A 16,057-nucleotide genomic window follows, 5' to 3' on the forward strand; every position below is an offset into this window, starting at 1 on the left:
ACCCGCGACTCCGTACGCGAATTGTGAAGCTTCCAATTTTTACTCGATCTCGTCGCAACGCATCACGAATAACAATTACATAACAATGCCCGCCGCGGTATCGCCAATCACGGGACGCCGCAACAGGCTTCCGACGCGATAGAGTGTTCCGCCGTCCGGCTCGTCCGTGTCGGCAATCTTTTTTTAAGGAAACCTGAATGAAGTTCGGCAAGTTCGCCGCTACCGCGTTGCTCGCGGTCGCGACGGTGGGAATCGCCGCGGGTACGGCGAACGCGAGCCCACCGACCTCCACCACTCCCGTTCCCGCACAGGCCAAGGTGATCTCGGCATCCGGCATCGACAAGGGCGTCGCCTACCACGCCACCCTGTCGGACCTGAACCGCAAGCTCACCACCGTCGTCCAGAACGGCCGCTTCGAACTCGCGCCCGGCGGCGGCGAGGTCGACCTGCGCTCGGGCACCGGCACCACCCTCGCCAAGGTGCCGTTGTCCTACAAGGTGGACGGCAGCACGGTCCACCTCGGGCAGCAGATCAGCGCCGACGGTCATCAGCTGGTGCTGGCGCCGAAGGCGGGCAGCGCCAAGGAGATCGGGCAGCTGCAGCCGGTCAGCTCCATGGCCCGGCTGATGAACCAGATCAACCAGAACGTGGTCGCGATGGTCATCGGCGGCGTGCTGGGCGGCCTCATCGGCGCCGTGGTCGGCCTGTTCTTCCTGAGCTGGCTCACCGGCCCGATCGGACTGCTCGTCGGCGCCCTGGCCGGCGGCGCGATCATGGGTGGCGCCCCGTTCACCAACGCGCTGATGGCGGTCGTCTCCGGCCAGCCCTGATCATCGAGCGAGGGCCCGCGGCACACCTTCGGGGGTCGCGGGCCCCTTGCTTGCACGGCCGGGAAATCCGTGGCTTAATGCGAACGGGGACGGTGAGTCGGCGGAGCTTGCGGAGCCGGCGGGGTGGGTGAACAGAGGGCGGATAGCACCGGGGCGCCCCGCATCGACTCGAGGCTCGAGGGGCATGGACCGAGATTCGCAGCACGACTGGGTGCCGACGGACGATCCCGAGATGGTCGAACTCCGGGATCCCTTGTCGCGGTGGGGAGTTCGGATCGTCCGCCCCGACTCCACCGAGCTGCCGGGTGAGTTCCTCGTCGAGCTCGAGGCGCTGGTTTTCGAGTGGGAGGATACGGCCACCCAGGCCGGGGCCGATGCGTATCTGGCGCTGCGCGGTGTCCAGGAGCAGCAGTCCATCCTGCGCGGCCTGAGCTGGCTCTGCGCCCTGTGGGCGGTGGTCTGCGAGGCGCGACTGGGTAAACCCGCGGACAGCATCATCCGAGATCTGGACTACCGCGGCGGGCGGCGCACCATCCACACCGCGCAGGAGGCGGAGCGCTGGGAGGGCATGACGCAGCGCGTGCGCCTGGGCGCGCTGGCAGCGCTCACCGAGGATCCGCGGGCCGTGGCGGCCTACCGCGTGGCCTGCACCGACCCGGCTGATATCGCCCGGGCGCTGATCGAACACACCCTCGTCCATCTCGACGGGTTCAGTCAGGACATGCAGCGCCACAACCTGACCGCGCGCGGCCTGGCCGCCGCGGTGATCTCGCACACCAGCCCAGGTGACGGGCCGCGCCGCAGGCTGTGTTTCCGCCCGGCGCATCCGATCTGACCTCGCGGCCCTACCGCGCGGGGGTGTGGAACTCCTCGGCGTGCAGGCGGCGAAATCGGCTGCCGTGAAAGACGAGTGGATCCACCTCGGCCCGGGTGGCGAGCCGGTGAACTCGCAGGATGACCACATGGTGGTCGCCCGCGGGAACCTGGGCATCGATCGTCCCCTCGATCCAAGCCGAGGCGCCGTCGACGAAGATCGCCTGGCCCGCACCGTGTTCGAGCTCCAGGCCGGCGAAGCGGTCCCCCGTGCGCGAGGCCAGCGAGCGCGCGGCCTCACGCTGGCCGTTCCCCAGCAGGCTCAGCCCCAGGTGGCTCGCCGCCGCCAGCCGCGGCCAGGTCGTGGAGCTGTTCTGCACGCAGAACGACACCAGCGGCGGATCGAGCGAGACCGGCACGAAGGTGCTCACCGCCAATCCGTTTGGCACGCCGCCGATCTCGGCGCAGACGGCCACCACGCCGCTGGGAAACGATGCGAAGGCCGCGCGTAATCCAGCACCGTCGGCGGGAATCTCGTTCAGGTCCGGCACGGCATACCTCTCTCCTGTCCGCCGCGCCTCACAGCACTCCGTGCAGCGGCGGCGGGGTGTCGTGCAACAGGGCGCGACCCAGGTGCTGATACTTCCAGCGCACCGGATCGTACAGCGTATGGGTACGGGCATTGCACCAGAAGTGATCGAGATTCAGATCCGCTGCCGCACTGCGGGTTCCGCCAACCTCGAACAGTGCCGCGGACACGGCGGTCGCCGCCCGGTCCGCGGTGATCTTGGCGGCGGCGACCGCGAGCGATGCCCGGGCCACCCGCAGGGCCTGATCGGCCGAGGTTATGCGCTCGGCCGGCGCCGCATCCGGCCCGGCAGGTCCGGACACCGCGGCCTGCGGCGGGGCGGACATCAGCCCGCCACCGCCGCGGACGCCCGCTGTGCCTCCAACTCTCGTACCAGCGGCAGCACCCGCCGGCCGAAGTATTCGACCTCCTCCTGGAAATGCAGGAACCCCGCCAGAATCAGATCCACTCCGAGGTCGCGGTAAGCGACGATGCGCTCGGCGATCTGCTCCGGGGTGCCGATCAAACCGGTCCGGAAACCGTCGTTGTACTGCACCAGATCCTCGAAGGTCGAGTCGGCCCACATGCCCTTGCGGTCCGCGGTCGACGGGCCCGCCTGCTGCACCGCGTCGTGAAACCCCTGCACCGCGGGACGATTCGCCTTGTCGATGATCTCGCGGAGGGTGTCGCGGGCCTCGGCCTCGGTATCGCGGGCGATGATGAACGCGTTGAGCCCGAATTTCACCTCCCGACCGTGCTCGCGGGCCACCTCGCGCACATCGTCCAACTGCTCGGTGACGCCGTCGAAATCCTTGCCGTTGGAGAAGTACCAGTCGGCATAGCGGCCGCCGTTGCGGCGGGCGGCGGTGGAGTTGCCACCCTGGAACAGTTCGGGATTCGGCCGCGCCTCGGTATTGAGCGGTTTGGGTTTCAGGGTGAAATCGCGAATCCGGTAGAAGTCACCGGCGTAGTCGACCGCGTCCTCGGTCCAGATCTTGCGGATCACCTCGAGGAATTCGGCGCTGCGCCGGTACCGCTCGTCGTGTTCGAGCCACGGCTCGCCCAGCGCTTGGAATTCCCCGGCGAACCAGCCCGAGACGACGTTGATGGCGAACCTGCCGCCGGACAAATGATCGGCGGTGGCGCCGAATTTGGCCAGCACCGCCGGATGCCACAGCCCCGGATGCACGGCCGCGATGACCTTCAGCCGCTCGGTGGCCCCCAGCAGCGCCAGGCTGAACGAGGTCGATTCGTGCTGGTACTCGGCGCCGTACGAGGCGGTGTAGCGCACCTGGGACAGGGCGTAGTCGAAGCCGTTCCGCTCGGCGGTGCGGGCCAGCTTCCTGTTGTACTCGAAGTCCCAGCCGGTGCGCTGCTCGATATCGCTGGTGACCAGCCCGCCGCTGACGTTGGGCACCCAGTACGCGAATTGTGTTTTCCCGGCGATCTTTTCGGTGCTCATGTGTGCTCCCAGTGGTTTCCGGTGACGTGCCGGCGGTCCGGATCGTGCGTCGCCCCCGCTGCCCCCTCACTTCAGCACCGGGGGCGAGGCCGCACGAGGTTTTGAATCGCCGCGATCGCATCGCCGGCGACGGTGGGATACGCACGGAGCTAGGCGGCGTATCGCGAGCGAGCGAAGCGCCCGGCGGGCTCGAACCTGCCCAGTAGCGTGTCGGCATCCACGCCCGAGACCTCCTTGATGAATCCGTCGGCCGCGGTGAGCGATTCGATGTCTCCGAAGGGCTGCGGCCGGTGCAGCAGCCCGACCAGCGCCGTGGCGAATTGCGGATCTACCGCGGCCGCGGCGAAGAAGCGGCCACCGATGTCCGCGAATTCGGGGTCGCTGAGGAACAGCCGGGTGACCTTGCTCGCCGCATCCGAACGGGCGCTCAGGAATTCGGCGTATCGGGCGCCGAGCCATTCCCGGTCGAACGGCCCCTCGTGCGCCTTCGCGGCCGCGACCAGCCGCTGCGCCTGGACCAACCCGCTCTGGGCACCCTGACCCGCGATCGGGTCGTAGGACACCGCGGTGTCGCCCAGGGCGCCGACCACGTGCCCGCTCGCGGTGGCGCCGACTCCGGAACGCACCACCGGCCGGACCGCGCCCCGCAGCCACGAGTGTGGGTCCTCGGAGATCGTCTGTGTGGCAAGGACTTCCGGAAGATCCCAGTCGACGTAGTCGCGATACAGGTCCGCGACGATGCGGTGCGCGGACGCGGCGGAATCCGCGCCCGCGAATCGCTGTTCCCAGTCGCTCCCGGGCCGGGCCCAGCCCAGGAAGGCCCACGCGGGCCCGGCGTCCTTGTGCAGGTACGGTCCCCACCACGCCTCGCCCTGCTCGGCCAGGATCGAGAATCCACTGTGCGCACCGCCGTCCGGACTGCGGTGCGCGAAAACGTCGGGGCCGTAGCCGAGTCCGGTTACCGTCACGGTCAACAGGCTGCGTTGCGGCGCGCTGTATACGGTGCGCACCGGATCGATCGCGAACAGATCCGCGAGCCCGCCCCGGCCGGTGGCCACCAGGGTCAGGTCGTTGCGGCCCGCGATCGCATCGAGCGTCTCCGGGGTGACCGCATCCACGACGAATCGCCCGCCGCGTTCCTGGAATGCGGTCAGGCGTTCGTCCGCCTTGAGACGGGTATCGACCGCGACGCCCGCATATCCGTCGAAATTGCCGTCGAATGCGATCAATTCGGCGTTCTCGGGCCCGGCGATGCGGACGCTGAGCCCGGTGTGCCGGGGCGCGCGATCGAGATAGGTGTCCAGGCCGAGCGCGGCCTCGGCGGCCTGGGCCTCCCCGAATTCCAGCGCGGTGCCGGTGGCGGGCACGTCGTCACGCAGGGCGCGCTGGTCCCGATCGCTGTGGACGGTGACCTCGAATCCGGCGTCCAGCAAACCCAGTGCCGCCGTCACACCGGTCTGCCCGGCACCGATTATCGCGGCCTTTTGTATTGAATTCTGTTTCGTCATAACGAAATTCTGCTACCCGCATCCGCGGCGCCAGAGCATTGCAATCACCGAGAACCGATCGCAGGGTTGAAGTCGGCTGTGAATCGGCTGGGATTTGTTTCCTTTCCGGCCCGCACGGCCTGCAATGGTTTCGATCCCTGTCCGCTACCACAACGACTGGCACTGCGACCGCCGCGGATTCTGGCACCACGACGAGCATGATCGCTGGGGTCAGCGGGACAGGCGCTGTCACTCCTGGTAGACGCGGTCGATGGTGACGGGGCACCTTCGCGTCGGGCTGGAGCGTCGGTGCGGCGGCCGTACCTGTCGCCGCACCGACGCGCTCAGCGCGCCTGCTCCCGCGTTCCAGCGCTCCATGCGAACGGCAGCTCGGTGCCGTTGAGCAGATGATCGCCGATAGCGCGGGCCTTCTGGATGGCCGGATTGTGCACCGAAATGGTGCGGGCATTGCGCCAATGCCGGTCCAGGCGAAGCCGTTCGGACACGATCGAGGCGCCGCCCACCTCGAACAGCCGCGTGGTGGCGGCGAGCACGACGTCGATCACGCCGAGTTGTGCTTGGGCCGAGGCCAATTCGAGAGCGGCCAGCTCGTCGTGGTCACCGGCACCGGCGTCGAGCACCACGTCGAGCCGATCGGCCACCGCGAGCACCGTGGCCCGCGCGGTGAAGGCCGCGGCCGAGAGCTGGCCGATCACCTGCTGCACCAACGGATCCCGGCGGGGCAACGCGGCCGCGGCGTGGGTGTAGCTGCGCGTGCGTTCGCTCACCCACGCCCGGACGTCCGCCTCGGCCCGCCGGGCGATGCCGGCGAGCACCGCCAGCTGCACCAGTTGCAGATACGCGGTGGAGTAGGTGGGTCCGCCGCTGCCGTAGCCCGGTCCCAGAATTCGGTCCGAGGCTATCGCGACATTGTCGAATTCCGTTGTGCCGCTGGCTGTCAGCCGTTGCCCGAAACCGTCCCAGTCGTCGTGCAGGCGCACGCCCTCGGCATCGGCGTCGACCAGCACGGACACTCGCTCGCCGTCGCGATCGGCCGCTGCGAGAATGTAATCCGCGTACAGCGAGCCGGTGCTGTAGTACTTGACGCCGTTCAACCGCCAGTCCGGTCCGTCCGGGGTGATGGCGGTTCGGTACCGGTCCACGGCGCCCACGCCCGGTTCGGTGATGGCATTGCCGACCAGCGCGCCACCGGCGACGGAGCGCAGCCACCGCTCGCGGTCGGGCCCCGGTTCGGCCAGCAGTTGGTCCTCGACGAAGGCGAAATGCACCCGAAGTGCCTGCGGCAGATTCGATTCGGCCGCCGCCAGGTCGATCAGCAGCGAGAACAGCCGGCGCACGCTGACGCCGAATCCACCGAATTCGACGGGCACCCGCAGTGCCCCGAAGTTGGCCGCCCGCAACCAGCCGACCTCCTCGTGCGGCAGGCGGCGGTCGACCTCGCGCTGGACCGCGCCGACGGCGATCCGATCGAACAGGGGCGCGAATGTCTCGTCGAGTTCGCGATTGGAAAGGGCGTGGGGAGCAATGGAAGTCATACCCGACGATTGCGCGGTCGTGGATTCAGCTCACGGGTTGTGCGCAGCGGGATCGAAACGACCCATGAAAACGGCTGATCCCGCCCGGCCGGAGCCGGGCGGGATCATCCATGTCTGACTACTTCGCCTCGAAACGAATTACTTCGCCGGGGTGAAGGGCGCGTTGATGGTGGTGAAGTACTGGACCGCGGCCAGGATCGCCACCGGAGCAGTTACCACCAGCTGACCCGCCAGGGTGCCCAGGGCACCCACGGCGATGATGCCGGCCGCACAGCCGACGATACCGGCCAGGGGAGCACCGAACAGGGCAATCAAAGTCGCAGCAGCCGCCGCCGTACCGGCGATACCACCCAGGATGCAACCGACCGTCGCCCCGCTGATGCCGCCGACCAGCGTGCCGATGGTGGCACCGGTGGAGATGGTGTCCTTCATACGGTTCCAGGCCGCCTGCTCACGGTCGTACGGGGTCTTCCACGGCGCGGTGTTCTGATACGGCAGGTCGACCGGCTTGTACACCGCGTGCGCCACATCGAACTGCGGGGTCAGGGTGGCGGTGTGGTCCGCGATGTCGGCCGCGATCGGGAACTCGAAATCGTCCACGCGGAACTTGAGCTGGGTGCCGGCCAGGGTGGTGCCGTTGGCGGCCTTGATCTTGAAGACCCCGTTCTCCACATCCATGGAGCCCGCATCGGTCTTGATGATCGTGGAGGTCTTGGTGGTGGTGGCCTTGTAGTCGACCGCGCCGTTGGCGGCGGCCGGTGCCGGGGCAGCATTGGCGGCACCGGCGGTAACGCCGAGAGCAGCGGTCACGAGAGCCGCGACCACTGCGAATTTCCTCATCTTCACTTCGGTATTCCCTCATCATCAGGCTGCAGAATGGAACCGCTGCAGCGTCGCGCAATCTTCCGGCAAATCACGTCCGACGCGGAACCCTTTAGCTCGAAAAACTCAATTTCAGCTTTTCGCGCTCGGATTCCGCTACACCTGGTCTGCACTCCCAGGTGGAGACGTTGTCCCCCCGGTACCGAGGCACCGAGTTTTGATCCACCGACCGGGTCGTCATCGCGCACTGGGCGGCCCGGTAGCGGCGAAGATTACCCAGCCGCGGTAAACGGCGCGTGTACTGTTAGTTAACTACTCAACGAAACGCCGAGATCACGGCCGATATGGCAATTACCGGCCGATCCCCGACAGCCTGGTACATCCGACGGCGCGTGAACCAGGTTAAGAAGCATCGAGATTTCAACCGGTGACCCGAGGCCACGAACTGGGCACTATCGGATGCTGCATCGCCGACGCACGCGGCGCCGCCGACCGATTTCCCCACCACCGCACGAGGTTTTCCGTTGTCATCGACTACTCTGCGGCCGGCGACCGTTCGCCTGGCGCACCTGCCATCCGGGCGGTGGGTCAGGCTGATCAGCCCGATACTGATCGTGGCGCTGTGGCAGCTGGCCAGCGGCACCGGCATACTCCCCCAGCGCCTGCTGGCCTCCCCGTTCACCACGCTCACCACCGCGATCAACATCACCCGCGACGGCACCCTGCCGCACGCGATCGCGATATCGCTGCAGCGCGCGGCGATCGGATTCGTCATCGGTGCGGTGCTCGGCATCGGCCTGGCGTTGCTGGCCGGACTGAGCGTCGTGGCCGAGCAGTTCATCGATCCACCCCTGCAGATGCTGCGCACGCTGCCGTTCTACGGCCTGATCCCGCTGCTGATCCTCTGGTTCGGCATCGGTGAGCTGCCCAAGATCGTGCTGGTGGCCTTCGGCGTCGCAATTCCGCTCTATCTCAACACCTTTGCCGGAATCCGCGGCGTGGACGGCAAACTCGCCGAACTCGCGCGGGTCCAGCGCCTGTCGAAGGTCGGGCTGGTCCGCCACATCGTGCTGCCCGGCGCGTTGCCGCAGGCGCTGGTGGGGCTGCGCCAGTCGCTCGGAATCGCCTGGCTCGCACTGATCGTGGCCGAGCAGGTCAATGCCGATGCGGGCCTCGGCTATCTGATCGACAACGCGCGCGACTTCCTGCGCACCGACGTGATCCTCGTCGGCCTGCTGGTCTACAGCCTGCTGGGGCTGCTCACCGACGCCGTTGTGCGGCTCATCGAAAGGAAGGCACTGGCATGGCGACGCGACTTCTTGGCGAGCTGAGCGAGCCCGCGGCGATCACCGCACCCGAGGCGGCCGCGCCCTCGCCGGTGGCGCGAATCAAGAAGCTGACCAAGGCATTCGGTGATCGAACCGTCCTGGACGGCATCGATCTGGACATCGCCCGCGGCGAATTCGTCGCGCTGCTGGGCCGTAGCGGCACCGGCAAGTCCACCCTGTTGCGCGCCCTGGCCGGGCTCGATCGGGACCACGATGGCGAGCTGACCGTCGAGGGCGAGGTCGCCGTCGCCTTTCAGGAACCGCGCCTGGTGCCCTGGAAGCGCGTGCACGCCAACGTGACTCTCGGGCTGCGCCATCCCGACCCGCGCTCCGCGGCCCGCGCGGCCCTGACCGAGGTCGGGCTCGGCGATCGCGCCGATGCCTGGCCGCTGACGCTGTCCGGCGGGGAGGCACAGCGTGCCTCGCTGGCCCGCGCCCTGGTCCGGGAGCCGGATCTGCTGCTGCTCGACGAGCCCTTCAGCGCGCTGGATGCATTGACCCGCATCACCATTCACGAGCTCGTCCTGCAGCTGTGGTCGCGCCATCGGCCGGGCGTGCTGCTGGTCACCCACGACGTCGACGAGGCGCTGCTGCTGGCCGATCGCGCGCTGGTGCTCGGGCACGGCCGCCTGGCCCGCGAGCTACCGATCGACCTACCCCGGCCGCGCCGCCGCGACCACCCCCGATTCACCACCCTGCGCACCGAATTGCTCGCCGAGCTCGGCGTCGACGTCGAAGAAGGAACCGCATGATCACACGCAGACTGTTCGCCGCGCTCGCGCTGACCGCCGCCCTGGCCACGGCCTGCGCCTCGAACGACGGCAAGGATACGGCGGTTCGCGCCGACGGCACCGTCGACCTGTCCCAGGTGACGCTGCACCTCGGCGACCAGAAGGGCACCGGCCTGCAGGCGCTGCTGCAGGCCGCCGGTGAACTGAAAAACGTTCCGTACCACATCAGTTGGTCGCAGTACACCTCCGGGCCGCCGATGCTGGAGGCGGTCAACTCCGGGGCGGTCGACCTCGGGGGCGTGGGCAATGCACCGGTGGTCGTCGCGGCGGCGGCACATTCGGCCCTGAAGATCGTCACCGCGTACGGCGTCGGCCTCGGCGGTCAGGACATTCTGGTACCGCAGGATTCGCCGATTCACGCCCCGGCGGACCTGCGCGGCAAGAAGATCGCCGTCGCCAAGGGCACGTCGGCGAATTATCACCTGCTGCAGGTGCTGACCAAGAACGATCTGAAGCTCGGTGACGTACAGCCGCAGTACCTGCAGCCCGCCGACGCGCTGGCCGCGCTGTCCACCGGCCGGGTCGACGCGTGGGCGATCTGGGACCCGTATTCGGCGCAGGCACAGCAGCAGACCGGGGCGCGAATCCTCGCCGACGGCACCGGATATGTCGGTCCCGACTCGTACTACGTCGCGGGCACCGCGGCCCTGGGCAGCAAGTCCAAGACCGCGGCGCTGCACGATCTGATCGCGCGCATCGGCCGGGCACACGCCTGGGTGAACGCTCATCCGGAGGGGTGGGCGCAGACCTACGCGCAGAACACCGGCCTGCCGGTGGCGGCGACCACCGTCGCGGTGAAACGCGGTGTTTACCACGATCATCCGCTCGATGCCACCGCCATCGCACAGGAGCAGCAGGTGGCCGACGCCTTCGCCGCGGCCGGCCTGATCCCGAACAAGATCAGCATCGCGGATATCGCGGACACCCGCTTCAACGATCTGTTCCCCACCACCTCCTGAAGGGAGTCGCTCGAATGAGTCTGTCTTTCCACTGGTTTCTGCCCACCTACGGCGACTCCCGCAACCTGGTCGCCGGCGGCCACGGCACCTCGATGGCGGGCGACCGCCCGGCCTCGCTGCGCTATCTCAACCAGATCGCCGGCGCCGCGGAGGAGAACGGCTTCGAGGCGGTGCTCACCCCGACCGGCGCCTGGTGTGAGGACGCCTGGCTCACCACCGCCATGCTCGTGGAAACCACCGAGGCACTGAAGTTCCTGGTGGCGCTGCGGCCCGGGCTCGTCAGCCCGACGCTGGCCGCGCAGATGGCCGGGACGTTCCAGCGGCACTCACGCGGACGGCTGCTGCTCAACGTCGTCACGGGCGGCGAACCGCACGAACAGCAGGCCTACGGGGACTTCCTGGACAAGGAACAGCGCTACGAGCGCACCGGCGAGTTCCTGGACGTGGTGCGCAACCTGTGGGCCGCGCGGGAGCCGATCAGCTTCGAGGGCAAGCATATTCGCGTCACCGATACCCTTCTCAACAACCATCCCGATCCGGTCCCGCCGGTCTTCTTCGGCGGTTCCTCGGCCGCGGCGGGACCCGTCGCCGCCCGATACGCCGATACCTATCTCACCTGGGGCGAGCCGCTGTTCGCGGTGAGCAAGAAGCTGGAGTGGATTCGCCGCCTGGCGGTGGACCAGGGCCGCAAGCTCGACTACGGACTCCGCATTCACGTCATCACCCGGGACACCTCCGAACAGGCCTGGGCCGAGGCGAATCGGCTGCTCGAGGCGATCGATCCGGCGGATATCGAACGCGTGCAGGCGAATCTGGCGCGCACCGATTCCGAGGGACAGCGGCGGATGCTGGAATTGCACGGCGGCAGCACCGATCGCCTGGAGATCGCCCCCAATCTCTGGGCGGGCGTCGGGCTGGTGCGCGGCGGCGCGGGCACCGCCCTGGTCGGCTCCCACGAGGAGGTCGCCGAGCGCCTGATCGAATACTCGCGCCTGGGGATAACCCAGTTCATCCTCTCGGGCTATCCCCATGTGGAGGAGGCGTACTGGTTCGGCGAGGGCGTGCTGCCCATCCTGCGGCGTCGCGGCCTGTGGAGGCCGCCGGTGGAGCGGGCCACCGCACTCCCGGCGGGGATTCCCTTCGCCGAGGCCGCCGCGAGCAGCAGCTGATCCCCTTGCACACACAAATCGGTCCCGGTGGCATTGCGCCACCGGGACCGATGCGTATCTGCCCACACGGGTCGGCGAGTTATGCGACCCGCTCGCCTTCGGCATCCGCCGTGTCGCCGAAACCCGCTCGCCGCCTGGCGATATCCGGATACCGCGCGGTAAAGACCGCGGCCAGGACGAAGAATCCGAACTTGGCGATGAGCAGCGGCGTCGTCGCGTGCGGATACCGCATCTGCAGCACGGTCAGCGTCACCGCGTCCAGCGTGAAGCAGATCGCCCAGACCGTCGTGATCACGACATTGATTCGACGGAAAAGCGGTGTGGTGGCGATGAATTCATCGACCTGGCGACGAGCGATGCCGGTGGTGAACGGGCGCCCGATCGCCAGCCCGAACCACGCGGTCACGGCCAGCCAGCCGAAGGACAGCGCCGTGCCGTATTGCAGAACAGCCAGATGCGGTGCAGCGCAGGCTAATACGGCGATGACCAACATGTACGCACCGGTCGAGATATCGAGAATCAGGGCATCCCAGGGCATTCCGGAGCGCCGCTCGTTGATCAGCAGTATCAGCGCCGCGGCCAGGCCGGCCACCGCGCCCGCTCGGACGTCGAAGCCGCTGACGACCGCGAAGACGATCCACGGGAGGAAGGACCGAGCGTAGTTCTTGATCATGATGGCGCCTTTCACGGCATATTCCAGTTTTGACAGGTTGAGACTAGAAGTCTCAGATCAGACATGTCAATAGTGATATGTCGGGTCAAACCTGTTAACCTAGGAAGCATGAGCCTTCGTCATGCGGTACTCGGCCTGCTCGTCGAGAAGGGCCGGGCCAGCGGGTACGACCTGCTGAAAACCTTCGACATGTCGCTGGCCGGCGTCTGGCCCGCGACGCAGAGTCAGCTCTATACCGAGCTGGGCAAACTCGCCACGGAGGGCCTGATCGAGGTGACCGCCGAGGGCGCGCGCGGCCGCAAGGAATACGAGATCACCGCATCGGGCCGCGAGGAGCTGCGCCACTGGCTCACCGAGGTCCCACCCAAGCGTCCGCTGCGCGACGAGGCCCTGCTCCGGATCTTCTTCCTCGGACAGCTCGATCCGGAGCAGGCCCGCCGCTACCTGCTCGACGGCGTCGAATACCTCACCCGGCACATCGAGGAGCTGCAGACCACCGAGGAAACCATCGACTGGGACGCGGACAACCTGTCCCGCTACGGCCGCCTGGTGCTGGACTACGGCATCAGTACCCTGAGCCTGCGCCGGGAATGGCTCGCGCAGACCGCCGACGAGGTCGCGCCGGAATCGGCCGCCACCTGAGCCGTCAGCTCTTCGTCGATGCCTGCCACCGACTGTCTCTGCTGGGAAACTATTTCTTCGCCGCGGCCTTCTCCTGCTTCTTGAACGCCCGCACCTCGAGCAGCGTCTCGGCATCGGTGATATCGGCGGCCGAGCGCCGCGAACCCTTCTCCGCGAACTCCGCCGCCGCCTTCTCCCACCCCTTCGGCCGCACGCCGAGCTGCTTTCCCAGCAACGCCAGGAAGATCTTGGCCTTCCGATCGCCGTATCCCGGAAGTTCTTTCAGCCGGCGCAGTACCTCCTTGCCGTCCGGATCATCCAGGGTCCAGATTCTTTCGGTTTCCCCGTCGTAATGCTCGAGCACGTACCGTGCGAGCTCCTGCGTCCGGCGGGCCATGGAGCGGCCGTACCGATGGATCGCCGGCGGTGTCGAGGCCAGTTCCTCGAATTCGGCCGGATCCGCGGCCGCGATCTTGCGAATATCGAATCCGCCCATGCGATCGGCGAGTTTGCGCGGCCCGCGAAACGCGTGCTCGAGGGGAAACTGCTGATCCAAAAGCATCCCTGTGAGCAGCGCGAACGAATCCGTGGACAGCAATTCGTCCGCTTCGGGCTCCTGGGCCAGGCACAGCGATGGGCTCATGAGCCCAATTATGACGCCAAGCACAAACGAACCGGCGAGTAGCCATTCCCGCCGGTTAGGCTCTGCCATATGCCTGACACTTTGGTGATACCCACGGTGAATACGGCGCCGACGGATGGAACGGCAAGTCATATGGCGCCCACACCCAGCTCCACGCCCCCCGCCCGGCGACCTGACCGGTTCGACCGCGAAGGACACGATCAGCTCATCGACGTCCGCGACCTGCAGGCCGCGCTGCCCGGCATCCACCGCCTGCGGGCCTGGGCCCACGAGGCCCTGGCCGTGCGGGCCGGGGAGAGCGCGGTCGATATCGGCTCCGGCACCGGATCGGAGGTCATGGCCCTGGCCGAGGCGGTCGGTCCCGAGGGCCTGGCGGTCGGTGTGGAGCCCGATCCCGGACTGCTCACCGCAGCGCAGCGCCGCGCCACCGAGGCCGGTTCGACCGCGAAATTCGCCCCCGGCGACGCCTACGGCCTGCCGTTCGGCGCCGAATCCTTCGATGCGGCGCTGTGCGAGCGCGTCTTCCAGCATCTGACCGCGCCCGCTCGCGCCACCGTGGAGATCGCCCGCGTGCTGCGCCCCGGCGGCCGGGTAGTGGTGATGGACAGCGACTGGGGCACCGCGATCGTGCATCCCGGTAACCGGCAGGTGGTGCAGGCGGTGATCGACACGCTGACCACCAACACCACCAACCCGTTCTCCGGGCGTCGCCTGCCCGGTCTGCTGCGCCAGGCCGGACTGGTGATCGACGAGGTCGGATCGCATGCGTTGGTCCAGGACGGCAGCATCGGCGCCGGCGCGCTGGTGGCGCGCGTCTCCGCGATGGCGGTGGCGCGCCGCGCCATCACCGAGGAACAGCGCGAGAAACTGCTCGCCGACCTGGAGGCAGGCGCCGAATCCGGCGATATCCACCTGTCGGTGACCATGTTCGCGGTCCTGGCGCACAAGCCGCAATAGCCACGGAAAGAAGGCAGCCCCGGCGGATATCCACCGGGGCTGCCCTTTTCGCCGGAGGTACTACCGTGCGATCAGCTTCTCGGTGGCCGCGAGCAGCACACAGGTGGCCAGGCCGTCCATCGCCTTCTCCAGATCGGACACCGGCGGGAAGCTGGGCGCGATGCGAATGTTCTTGTCGTCCGGGTCATTCCCATACGGATACGCCGAACCCGCCGGGGTGAGCGCGATTCCGGCATCCTTGGCCAGCGCGACGACCCGGGTCGCGGTGCCCTCGAGCACGTCGAGGCTGACGAAGTAGCCGCCCTTCGGCTCGGTCCAGGACGCCACCTTGGAGGCGCCCAAGCGATCCTCCAGAATCCGCAGCACCAGCTTGAATTTCGGCTCCAGGATCGCGCGGTGCTTCTGCATGTGGGCGCGCACGCCGTCGGCGTCGGCGAAGAACTTCACGTGCCGCAGCTGGTTGATCTTGTCCGGGCCGATGCTCTTCTTGCCGGCGCGCTGCAGATACCAGTCCAGGTTCGCGTTGGAGCCGCCCAGGAAGCTGACGCCGCTACCGGCGAAGGTGATCTTCGAGGTGGACGCGAAGACGAAGGGGCGGTTGGGGTTTCCGGCGGCCGCCGCCATGCCGAGCACGTCGAGGGAGGGCGCGGCGGTTTCGGTCAACGGATGCACCGCATAGGCGTTGTCCCAGAAAATCCGGAAGTCGGACGCCGCGGTCGGCATCGAAACCAGTTCGCGCGCAATCTCTTCGGAGATGGTGACGCCGGTCGGGTTGGAGTAGTTCGGCACCACCCACAGGCCCTTGATCTGCGGATCCGCCGCTGCCAGTTCGGCGATGGCGTGCACGTCCGGGCCGTCGGGGCCGATAGCGATCGGGATCATCTCCACGCCGAGGGACTGGCTCATCGCGAAGTGCCGGTCGTAGCCCGGGCTCGGGCACAGGAACTTCACCACCGGCTCGTCCACCCAGCGACGCTCCGAATCGGCTGTGCCGTACAGCAACGCGAAGGTCAGCACGTCGTGCATCAACTCCAGGCTGGAGTTGTTGCCGGCCAGCAGGTTGGCAACCGGAATCCCCAGCAGCTCACCGAAGATGGCCCGCAGTTCCGGAAGTCCCTGCTGGCCACCGTAGTTGCGCAGGTCGGTGCCGGCGGCATCGCGGAACTCACCGGCCGGGAGGGTGAGCAGGTCCGCGGACAGGTCGAGTTGTTCCGGTGACGGCTTACCTCGCGTCAGGTCCAGCGTGAGCTTCTCGGTCTGGAGCTTCGCGTAGTTCGCGGTCTGCGTCTCGTGTTCGGATACGAGTTCCGCATGGCTCATCAAACCGATCTGCATCTGCCGGGGCATCACTCAACAGCCTTTCCAAGCGGTGATCGTG

General features: G+C 67.7%; 16 protein-coding genes and 1 pseudogene. 8 read left to right on the forward strand and 9 right to left on the reverse strand.

The annotated features are described in order from the left end of the window. Positions 1-197 precede the first annotated feature (197 nt). Complete coding sequence (locus tag ABH933_RS05110) at positions 198-830, forward strand: hypothetical protein (protein WP_429418038.1); 633 nt, start codon at positions 198-200, stop codon at positions 828-830. Positions 831-1,014: 184 nt separating this feature from the next. After that, positions 1,015-1,665, forward strand: a complete 651-nt coding sequence (locus tag ABH933_RS05115; protein ID WP_429418039.1) for a hypothetical protein — start codon at positions 1,015-1,017, stop codon at positions 1,663-1,665. Positions 1,666-1,675: 10 nt separating this feature from the next. Here ABH933_RS05115 and ABH933_RS05120 read toward each other — a convergent pair whose 3' ends face one another. From ABH933_RS05120 to ABH933_RS05145, 6 genes and pseudogenes are all read right to left on the reverse strand, one after another. Next, positions 1,676-2,194 (reverse strand): flavin reductase family protein, encoded by a 519-nt coding sequence (locus ABH933_RS05120; RefSeq protein WP_429418041.1) that lies wholly within the window; start codon positions 2,192-2,194, stop codon positions 1,676-1,678. Between the two features lie 28 nt (positions 2,195-2,222). Beyond that, positions 2,223-2,465 (reverse strand): annotated as a pseudogene (locus ABH933_RS05125) (SfnB family sulfur acquisition oxidoreductase); the annotation flags it as partial. A gap of 92 nt (positions 2,466-2,557) precedes the next feature. Then, a complete protein-coding gene (sfnG, locus tag ABH933_RS05130; protein ID WP_429418043.1) occupies positions 2,558-3,673 on the reverse strand; it encodes a dimethylsulfone monooxygenase SfnG in 1,116 nt (371 codons plus the stop codon). 149 nt (positions 3,674-3,822) lie between these two features. Beyond that, a complete protein-coding gene (locus ABH933_RS05135; protein WP_429418045.1) occupies positions 3,823-5,181 on the reverse strand; it encodes a styrene monooxygenase/indole monooxygenase family protein in 1,359 nt (452 codons plus the stop codon). Between the two features lie 323 nt (positions 5,182-5,504). After that, on the reverse strand, positions 5,505-6,716 hold the full coding sequence (locus ABH933_RS05140; RefSeq protein WP_429418047.1) for an acyl-CoA dehydrogenase family protein: 1,212 nt from the start codon (positions 6,714-6,716) through the stop codon (positions 5,505-5,507). 138 nt (positions 6,717-6,854) lie between these two features. Beyond that, positions 6,855-7,556 (reverse strand): hypothetical protein, encoded by a 702-nt coding sequence (locus ABH933_RS05145; protein ID WP_429418049.1) that lies wholly within the window; start codon positions 7,554-7,556, stop codon positions 6,855-6,857. Between the two features lie 506 nt (positions 7,557-8,062). Between ABH933_RS05145 and ABH933_RS05150 the strand changes: the two genes are divergently transcribed. Genes ABH933_RS05150 through ABH933_RS05165 form a run of 4 tightly spaced genes read left to right on the forward strand, consistent with a single transcriptional unit; the run spans position 8,063 to position 11,785 of the window. Next, on the forward strand, positions 8,063-8,869 hold the full coding sequence (locus ABH933_RS05150; protein ID WP_429418051.1) for an ABC transporter permease: 807 nt from the start codon (positions 8,063-8,065) through the stop codon (positions 8,867-8,869). After that, positions 8,842-9,618, forward strand: a complete 777-nt coding sequence (locus ABH933_RS05155) for an ABC transporter ATP-binding protein (protein ID WP_429418053.1) — start codon at positions 8,842-8,844, stop codon at positions 9,616-9,618. The genes ABH933_RS05150 and ABH933_RS05155 overlap by 28 nt, the downstream gene beginning before the upstream one ends. Next, complete coding sequence (locus ABH933_RS05160) at positions 9,615-10,616, forward strand: ABC transporter substrate-binding protein (RefSeq protein WP_429418055.1); 1,002 nt, start codon at positions 9,615-9,617, stop codon at positions 10,614-10,616. The genes ABH933_RS05155 and ABH933_RS05160 overlap by 4 nt, the downstream gene beginning before the upstream one ends. Positions 10,617-10,630: 14 nt before the next feature. Further along, positions 10,631-11,785 carry an LLM class flavin-dependent oxidoreductase gene (locus ABH933_RS05165; RefSeq protein ID WP_429418057.1) on the forward strand — a complete coding sequence of 385 codons (1,155 nt, stop codon included), beginning with the start codon at positions 10,631-10,633 and terminating at the stop codon, positions 11,783-11,785. A gap of 79 nt (positions 11,786-11,864) precedes the next feature. Here ABH933_RS05165 and ABH933_RS05170 read toward each other — a convergent pair whose 3' ends face one another. Beyond that, the gene (locus ABH933_RS05170; protein WP_429418059.1) at positions 11,865-12,458 is read right to left on the reverse strand and encodes a hypothetical protein; all 594 of its coding nucleotides are present in this window, start codon (positions 12,456-12,458) and stop codon (positions 11,865-11,867) included. A gap of 108 nt (positions 12,459-12,566) precedes the next feature. Here ABH933_RS05170 and ABH933_RS05175 point away from each other — a divergent pair, with 108 nt between their 5' ends. Beyond that, positions 12,567-13,100 carry a PadR family transcriptional regulator gene (locus tag ABH933_RS05175; protein ID WP_215915213.1) on the forward strand — a complete coding sequence of 178 codons (534 nt, stop codon included), beginning with the start codon at positions 12,567-12,569 and terminating at the stop codon, positions 13,098-13,100. Positions 13,101-13,149: 49 nt separating this feature from the next. On the opposite strand, the gene ABH933_RS05180 is transcribed toward ABH933_RS05175, so the two are convergent. Then, positions 13,150-13,722 carry an HhH-GPD-type base excision DNA repair protein gene (locus tag ABH933_RS05180; RefSeq protein ID WP_215915212.1) on the reverse strand — a complete coding sequence of 191 codons (573 nt, stop codon included), beginning with the start codon at positions 13,720-13,722 and terminating at the stop codon, positions 13,150-13,152. 132 nt (positions 13,723-13,854) lie between these two features. On the opposite strand from ABH933_RS05180, the gene ABH933_RS05185 reads away from it, so the two are divergent. Continuing rightward, entirely contained in the window at positions 13,855-14,679 is an 825-nt protein-coding gene (locus ABH933_RS05185; RefSeq protein WP_429419171.1) for a methyltransferase domain-containing protein, read from the forward strand. A 60-nt stretch (positions 14,680-14,739) separates the two neighbouring features. Here the strand turns inward: ABH933_RS05185 and ABH933_RS05190 are convergent, their stop codons facing one another. Further along, on the reverse strand, positions 14,740-16,026 hold the full coding sequence (locus tag ABH933_RS05190) for an aminotransferase class I/II-fold pyridoxal phosphate-dependent enzyme (RefSeq protein WP_429418061.1): 1,287 nt from the start codon (positions 16,024-16,026) through the stop codon (positions 14,740-14,742). Positions 16,027-16,057 lie beyond the last annotated feature (31 nt).

The sequence above is a fragment of the Nocardia sp. GP40 genome (genome assembly GCF_050434125.1).
Classification (GTDB): domain Bacteria; phylum Actinomycetota; class Actinomycetes; order Mycobacteriales; family Mycobacteriaceae; genus Nocardia; species Nocardia albiluteola.